Genomic DNA, 7,917 nt, shown 5'->3' with positions numbered 1-7,917 from the left:
TTTTTGTAGGTTAGAATATTCTATATAAGAAAATATTAGATATTTATCGCTTAATGATTTCTGAATAAAATATGATACTGTGGATTATAACCAGCGCACAAACTTCTTAATATACCAATTCTTCACGATCTGCGTCAAAATGCAATAAGAGAGCAAAATCCCAACCAGCCAGGGGAAATAGCTCAAAGGAAGAGCTGTCAATCCGATGGAACGCCCGAAAGCAGTGAAAGGAATAAGAATACCTATTGCCATGATTAAGAAGGTCAGTCCCATCACAGGCCATGTGGCACGGCTTTGTATGAACGGTATCTTGCGGGTACGTATCATGTGGACAATCAATGTCTGTGATAACAAACCTTCCACAAACCATCCGGTCTGAAACAGTGTCTGATGTTCGGGGCTGTTGCAGCTAAATACGTACCACATGACCAGATACGTTATAATATCAAAGATAGAACTGATGGGACCTACATAAATCATAAAACGACTTAGATCGGACGCATCCCATTTACGGGGTTTCTTCAGGAACTCCGGGTCCATACGGTCAAATGGAATGGTTGTCTGTGATATGTCATACAATAAGTTCTGGATCAATAGATGTATCGGCATCATGGGCAGAAACGGCAGGAATGCACTGGCAAACATCACACTGAACATATTACCAAAATTGGAACTGGCAGTCATCTTGATATACTTATTGATATTGCCGAATGTCTTTCTTCCTTCAAGCACTCCGTCTTCCAATACCATCAAATCTTTTTCTAACAAGATAATATCTGCGCTTTCTTTGGCTATATCCACAGCAGAATCGACTGATATACCAATGTCCGACTGACGCAATGCACCTGCATCATTGATTCCATCTCCCAAGAACCCTACCGTATTGCCTTGTTCCTGCAACAGAGAGATGATTTGTGTCTTTTGTAATGGAGTCAGTTTTGAAAATAAAGTGGTATCCTTTACCGCTTCTTTCAATGCTGTTTCGTCCATATTCTCTATTTCTATCCCGGTAAGAAAATGACTGGTATCAATTCCTACCTGCCGGGCAATCGCTTTCACTACGACATCATTATCTCCCGATAGAATTTTCACTGCTACTCCATGCGCATATAATTGTTCGATGGCTTCGGCAGCAGAAGGTTTCGGAGGATCAAGAAAAGCAAGATACCCGATCAGTACCATTTCTTTTTCATCTTCGATGGCAAAATTACAATCTTTCTCGATAAAACTTTTCTGGGAAACTGCCAATACTCTCATCCCCTGCTGATTCATTTCTTCACTAATCATCTGTGCTTTGATTTTCAAGGCATCAGTCAAGGGATGAATCTGCCCGTTGAACTCGGCATAGGAACAGACATCGAGAACCTCTTCTACCGCTCCTTTGGTGATGATTTGCCGCTTTCCCTGCCTGTCTTCTATTACAACAGACATTCTTCTGCGCGTAAAGTCGAAAGGTATTTCATCCACTTTGGTATAGTCATCCTTCAGATGTTCCAGGCTCAAATCTCTTACATGGGAAAGAATCGCTTTATCCATCAGGTTCCTTAAACCGGTTTGGAAATAACTGTTGAAGTAAGCATGACGAAGAATACGTTTACTGTTGTCGTCACTGCCATCTGCATTGATATATTTTTCCAACACGATTTTATCGCAGGTCAATGTACCGGTTTTGTCAGTACAGAGTATGTCCATCGCTCCAAAATTCTGAATGGCATTGAGATTCTTTACGATTGTTTTCTTTTTGGACATGGCTATCGCTCCTTTGGAAAGGTTGGCAGTCACAATCATCGGTAACATTTCCGGAGTAAGGCCAACCGCAACGGATATGGCGAATATGAAAGCTTCAAACCAATCCCCTTTCGTAAAGCCATTTACGAAAAATACAAATGGAACCATAACCAGCATGAAGCGAATCAACAAAAAGCTAACTTTACTAATGCCTTTGTCAAAAGCTGTAGTGGCACGATGTCCGACCAGGCTCTTTGCAATAGTACCCAGATAGGTTTTGTTCCCCGTCTCAAAAACGATTCCTTTTGCCGCACCACTTATCACATTGGAACCCATATAACAAATATTGTCCAACTCGATGACGCTTCCTTTCCGAAACTGCTGTCCCTGTATCTCCGGAAACTTTTCTATCGGTTCGGACTCTCCTGTTAATGAAGCCTGGCTGATAAACAAGTCTTTAGAATCGATGATCCGAATATCAGCGGGAACCATGTCCCCAGCTGCCAAATACACGATATCCCCCGGGACGAGTTCCGTAATCTCGATCTCTTCTTCCTGTTCACCGGCACGTTTGGCAAGACATGTGTTTTTTACCATTTTCATTAAAGAATCCGTAGCCTCACTTGCTCGCCATTCCTGCCAAAAACGCAGGATAGCACTGAACAGCACCATGGATGAGATGATAATGACTCCCGTCCATTCCTGCTCTCCAGGATCGGCCATCAATACATCCAAAAATAAGGATATTATGGCGAGCCCGGTCAGAACGCCAATGAAAGGATTGATAAACGTTTTGATAAACAGGATAAACGGATTCTTTTTCTGTTCATGTACCACTTCGTTTCTTCCATAAATGGATTGTCGCTCCTGCACTTCTCCCTGTGTTAATCCAAGCTTGGTTGTCTGCAAGTATGAATAGATTGACTTACCGGGTTGTGTGGCAACCAAAAATACTTTCTCTGAATTGAATGTGTACTGTGGTGAACGCAGTTTTTTCTTCCATACCATAATCTCTATTTTTTTTTAGTTACTAACTGCATTTATTAATTCGATGCAAAAGTAAGGAGGACTTCACCGGGAAGCTGTTAGAGAATGATTAGAGTGGTATTAGAAAACGATTAGAATTTCTTAGATATGCGGGAGCTTCACCACAAAGGTAGTGCCCTCATCCTTATGGGAAGATACGGTAAGTTCGCCTTTGTGAAGGTGGATGATCTTTTGTGTCAAGGCCATACCTATACCATTTCCGGGAGCAATATTCTTGTTTTCTCCGCGATAAAACAGTGTAAACAGGTTTTCTTTATCCGTATCAGACATGCCTACACCGGTATCTGACAGGCGGATGATTGCCCATTGCTCCCAATAGGCTATCAAGACTGACGAAGTTCGGTTGGAAGAATATTTGCAGTTATTCTCTACCAAATTCACAAAAGCAGTGGTCAGTAAATAACTGTTTCCAATTACTGTCAGCACATTATCTTCTTCGGCTTCTTGCTCAAATACTAATTCGATGTGATAATCCGGATGAGCTTTTAATACCAGCTCTCTGGCGTCCAGCAACAGCTCGTCTAAACGGACCTCTTCCATTGTGATCTGTTCCGATTGATAGTCGGCTTTTGCCAAGTTCAACAATCCGTCGATCAGGTTTACAATCCTATGAGAATCCTGCAATGCATTGCCGATAGCCATCTGATATTGTTCGGAACTCCGTTCTTTCAATAAAGCTAAATCCAGTTCAGCTGTAAGGGCTGCCATCGGAGTACGTAATTCATGAGATACATTACTGACGAACATCTTTTGTGAATTGAAAGACTTTTCCAGGCGCTCCAACAATGCATTGAATGTCGTACTCAATTCTCCCAGTTCATCCTGTTCATTCTTTACGGGCAATCTTTTATCAATATGCGATGCCGTGATTTTCTCCGCTTCTTTCACGATGTTACGTATCGGTTTTAAAGTGCTTCGCGAAAGGATATACCCCACAACCACCAATACGCTCAATCCACCGATAAATAAGAGAATGAGCATATTTCTTAACGCATCCCGGTTAGCGTATCCGTAACCATCATAGGCTGCGGCAGTAACCACATAGTCTTTGCCCTCAAACGGATACACCAGTCCTATAGCCTGATATTCATCTACATAGAAATTGATGTTCTTCCGCTGTAAAATACGCTTTATCATCTCCGGTGTTTCTTTGACAATATCGTTTTGCAAAGCATCATGATATAATATTTTAAAATCTGTTGTATAGACGGCAACCTCTACTTCATCAATAAACTTCTGATTATTCAGGTATATGGACTGCATGGTTTTGGCATCTACTTGATTTTTAAGGAATAAATGCGCTTTGGTTATAGCTTCACTTTGAAGATTACGAAAGAAAGCATTACTACGCGAGTGTTCACTTACATAGTAGACAGCCATCACAAAAACAAAGAATACCGCAGCTGTAAGCCCTGCATATTGTAGAGTCAACGTTGTCCTGATCTTCATAATTTATCAGTCAGTATGAAACCCATTCCGGCTTTGGTATGAATAAGTTTCGGTTCAAAGTCCCTGTCTATCTTTTTGCGGAGATAGTTGATATATACATCTATGAAATTCGTTCCTGTATCAAAATGGGTGTTCCATACTTTTTCTGCTATTTCAACCCTGCTCAATACTCTTTCGGCATTTTCTACCATATATAACAGTAAGTTGTATTCCTTAGGAGAAAGTTTTATGGATATGCTGTTTCGTTCTACGTCTTTACGTTGAAGGTCAATACGCAAATCTGCATAGACAAGTTCCTGCGGCAATTCCTGTGCATTACCCGCTACACGTTTCAACAACACTTTGATTCTGGCATTTAACTCTCTGAAATCAAAAGGTTTCACCATGTAATCGTCTGCACCGGCATCGAAACCGTCCAGTTTATCGTTTGTTGATCCTAATGCCGTCAACATCAATATAGGGATATTGGGATTGGTTCTGCGAATTTCTTTCGCCAGTTCAAATCCGTCCATCTTAGGCAAAACAATGTCGGATATAACCAGATCGAATGTGTGCGTCTGGAAAAGCCGTAACCCCATTAGTCCGTCATAAGCCACCATTGTCTGATAGCCATTTTCCTCCAGTCCGTTCATCAGCAAACTTGCAACCCGGGGTTCATCTTCTATAATTAGTATTGTGTACATAGGAAAGAATTCATTAATCTGAATGTATAAAACGAAACAAAAATAATGATTATTCCCCACTTATAGCCTTTTTCCTTGAAAAATCGGTGAGAAGGCCAAATAAAAAAGGTACCCAACGCAATGTGGATACCTTTATATGATTCATTTACATAAACCGGAAAATGACTCGTCCGGTTTGTGGACCATTTACCCATTTCGGTTGTGAAGAGGGACCACACAAATCGGTGGAGTTTACTTTATTACGTACCGGAGGAATCACGTTCAGGACAGAGATTCCGCTTTCGGGGAGAGTATAAAGCAAACGGTCGCGGCCATCACGAGGCTGATATACTCCGATATACGCGTCGGGAGTTTCGTTTGTCAGACTGATAGTGCCTTCTTTCGTTTGGATATTCATCCAGAAAACATTACCAAAGTATCCTTTGAATTCGGGATATGTGAAGGTCTCACCCGGAATAGGATCGTTATAGTCGTTTTCCCATACATCGTATTGCGTTCCGTGAATACGGTTTTGCCATACACGGTAAGGTCCGGCACCCAGCCAGCGTTTGCTGATTACCTGATCTTCAGGATAGTCGAAACGAATACCCATCAAATCTACAACACCGGAGAAATTGTAGGTGTAGTCCAAAGCCAAATCCCCACTCGGGTTGATTGTCCATTGAGCTTTATCCAAATTACCCAGTTTATAATTGGCGGTAACAATCAGATCACCTCCATCTTGTTTTACGTCCAGTTTCGTAAATACGGCAGCATCAGGGAATTCGCTATATGTGCGGTCTTTTTCTTTTGCTTTCTCATCATCATGGTTATAGAACTGATCCAATGAGCGGTCTGCACGACGGGCTCCAATGAAACGGGGGCCATTGGCGAAGTTAATCTTACGGTTATCTACAGATACTCCTTTCAGCTGTCCGTCTTTCTTTGAGAAGATGAACGTACGCTTATTCGCTTTCACAGTAAGCTCATTTTCTGTCTCTGTATAAGCAGGACGACTGGACAAGGGAGAAAGCTGTTCAGTCTGCTGATTCAGTTTGTTGACCGGGAAAGTCCAGCGCCAAAGTTCATGGCCGTATGGGTCGATTGCTGTCAGAAAGAGGGCGTCTGCATTGGGGAGGATATTTGTTTTTATATCCAAAATGCCTGCCGAGTGAGCAACCACGTCACTGCCTTGCACTTCACCCTCTTTCAACACTTGAATAGCAGCATTGGACGCATCTGTTGCCAGCGGGAATTTTACTTGCTTCCAAAGGAAACGGCAAGTATTCAGATTCAGATAATCGTAACGGTTTTCTATGGAGAATTTGCCATCAAATTGCTTGTCGATAGAAGTATTCAAGATTTGTACCGGACTCCATAACTGCTTGATAGTGTAGTAGCTACCCTCCTTTTCGTGATGTGGTCCTACAATACCGTCTGCTCCAAAGTTTCCTTGGTTATCAATGAATCCGTCCATATCTACACGCTTCACACCTTCGTCTGCCAATACCCAAAGGAAGCCACCGATACAACGGGGATGCTTGCGCATCATTTCCCAATAATCGTATAATCCGGCACCATGGCCGCCATCGTACAAACCATGCAAGAATTCCGTAGGCATAAAGATTTCCGGTAAGCGCATGTAGTTCTGGCTTTCTCCGTAAGAGCGGTAATGCATGGTTTCAAAACCGGAGAAGTTACCTTGCGGGTGAATAACCGGACGTTTCTGCGGATCGTATTTATGAAACTCTCCATCCAGTTCGGTATTCCATCCTTTTTCATTACCATTACTCCACCAAATAATAGACGGATGATTCACGTCACGTTCTATCATGCCTTCAATCAGACGTACTCCGGTGGGGGTATCATACTTGCCATGCCAGCCTCCCAATTCATCCATCACATAAAGTCCGAGAGAATCACAGGCTTCCAAAAATTCCGGGTCAGCCGGATAGTGGCTCAAACGGACAGAATTCATATTCATGCCTTTCATCAAAAGAACATCTTCGATATTCTTCTCTTTACTCAACGTACGGCCACTTTCAGGACGGAAACTATGGCGATTGACACCACGTACATTGATGCGTACTCCGTTTATATAAAGTCCGTCGCTTTCGCGTACTTCAATCGTGCGGAAACCAAAATTTTCTGTTTCACTATGCAAAACCTTACCGGTCTTATCCAATAGAGAGAATTGCGCTTTATAAAGATTCGGAGTTTCCGCTGTCCATAATGCGGGGTCAGATACATTCAGTTGCAGGGAAGTCCAGTCGCCTCCTGCTTTTACGGGTACGGTGGTTTCCGTTATCTTTTTCCCTTTTTTATCTAAAATCTGTGTACGGATGCTCATTCCGTCATTAGAGATATTTGTGTAGCAGTTGGCACGGAAAGTTCCATCCATCTTTGCGTCAATGGCAATGTGCCGCAGGTTTACGGCTGGTTTCACCTCCAGGAACACCGGACGGAAGATACCGCCAAAATTCCAATAATCAGCACGACGTTCGGCAAGGTTCACACTGGCATTTTCACTCTCTTTGGCAACAGTGACTTCCAGTAAATTCTTTTTGCCATATTTCAGGAAATCCGTGACGTTGTATGAAAAACGATAGAAGGCTCCCTGATGTTTGGAACCCACTTTGCGTCCGTTCACTTTTACTTCCGTATCTGTCATTGAAGCTTCGAATACAAGATTGACCTGTTTACCGCGAAACTTTTCCGGAACTTCAAACTCGTACTTATACATACCTTTTTCATCGGCAACGCCTTCAGGAAATGGCTTTCCATAGAAAGTGATTCCATACTGATAAGTGCCGAAGCCTTGCAATTCCCAACAGGAAGGTACGCCGATTTTCGTCCATTTGCCGGAATTGCGTCCGTCGGTACAAAAGAAGTCCCATTCAACCATATCGTCGCATCCGTGACCGGAGAGATATTGCCTTTCCGTTTGTGGAAGGTTTTGAGCAGCCAGGGTAGTTGCCAACGCCAAGGTTGATAATAAAGTGGTTACTTTTTTCATTGTTACTTTTATAAT

4 protein-coding genes are annotated in these 7,917 nt (G+C 42.5%); all 4 read right to left on the bottom strand.

All coding sequences use genetic code 11. The annotated features are described in order from the left end of the window. Positions 1-84: 84 nt before the first annotated feature. The 4 genes from mgtA to HMPREF9010_RS19235 all read right to left on the bottom strand — a co-directional run bounded on the left by mgtA (position 85) and on the right by HMPREF9010_RS19235 (position 7,902). Positions 85-2,736, bottom strand: coding sequence for a magnesium-translocating P-type ATPase (gene mgtA / locus HMPREF9010_RS19220; RefSeq protein WP_008647463.1), 2,652 nt, complete (start codon positions 2,734-2,736; stop codon positions 85-87). A gap of 120 nt (positions 2,737-2,856) precedes the next feature. Beyond that, positions 2,857-4,224 (bottom strand): sensor histidine kinase, encoded by a 1,368-nt coding sequence (locus tag HMPREF9010_RS19225; protein WP_008647461.1) that lies wholly within the window; start codon positions 4,222-4,224, stop codon positions 2,857-2,859. Further along, complete coding sequence (locus tag HMPREF9010_RS19230) at positions 4,221-4,907, bottom strand: response regulator transcription factor (protein ID WP_008647459.1); 687 nt, start codon at positions 4,905-4,907, stop codon at positions 4,221-4,223. The genes HMPREF9010_RS19225 and HMPREF9010_RS19230 overlap by 4 nt, the downstream gene beginning before the upstream one ends. 145 nt (positions 4,908-5,052) lie before the next feature. Beyond that, entirely contained in the window at positions 5,053-7,902 is a 2,850-nt protein-coding gene (locus HMPREF9010_RS19235; protein ID WP_008647457.1) for a glycoside hydrolase family 2 protein, read from the bottom strand. Between the last annotated feature and the right edge of the window lie 15 nt (positions 7,903-7,917).

The organism is Bacteroides sp. 3_1_23 (genome assembly GCF_000162555.1).
Classification (GTDB): Bacteria; Bacteroidota; Bacteroidia; order Bacteroidales; family Bacteroidaceae; genus Bacteroides; species Bacteroides ovatus.
The sequence above is the reverse complement of the archived record's forward strand: the minus strand, read 5'-3'. Positions and strand labels throughout refer to the sequence as shown.

Bases quoted from the DNA above. Each gene is read 5' to 3' on its own strand.
- HMPREF9010_RS19230 (WP_008647459.1), bottom strand. From the start codon at position 4,907: ATGTACACAATACTAATTATAGAAGATGAACCCCGGGTTGCAAGTTTG.
- HMPREF9010_RS19225 (WP_008647461.1), bottom strand. From the start codon at position 4,224: ATGAAGATCAGGACAACGTTGACTCTACAATATGCAGGGCTTACAGCT.
- mgtA (WP_008647463.1), bottom strand. From the start codon at position 2,736: ATGGTATGGAAGAAAAAACTGCGTTCACCACAGTACACATTCAATTCA.
- HMPREF9010_RS19235 (WP_008647457.1), bottom strand. From the start codon at position 7,902: ATGAAAAAAGTAACCACTTTATTATCAACCTTGGCGTTGGCAACTACC.